Source organism: Pseudomonas sp. HY7a-MNA-CIBAN-0227 (genome assembly GCF_040310325.1).
In the GTDB taxonomy this organism is placed as follows: domain Bacteria; phylum Pseudomonadota; class Gammaproteobacteria; order Pseudomonadales; family Pseudomonadaceae; genus Aquipseudomonas.
The window spans coordinates 1-252 of the sequence record NZ_JBEOPT010000265.1 but is presented as its reverse complement, the minus strand read 5'-3'; the positions used below and the strand labels follow the sequence as shown (position 1 = coordinate 252).

Genomic DNA, 252 nt, shown 5'->3' with positions numbered 1-252 from the left:
GTATCACCAACTGTTGACACTATTAAGCAGCCATTTAGCGGAACTACAACAGCTAAGCGCGGCTATTGCGCAAATAGATGTGCTTAGTAATTGGGCGCAACTTGCGATCACTTATCACTGGCAGCGCCCAGTCATGAGTAACGACTCAAAAAATGACAGTTATGCAAAAATTGATAGCCAAACCAGTATCGATATCAAAGCAGGTCGTCATGTCGTTGTCGAAGCGGCGTTAGATCCAAATAATACTGCCAC

At 44.4% G+C, this 252-nt stretch carries 1 protein-coding gene; it reads left to right on the top strand.

Annotated features, from left to right (window positions below):
- On the top strand, positions 1–252 hold a 252-nt coding region (locus AAEZ06_RS27855), incomplete at both ends, for a hypothetical protein (protein WP_350617396.1).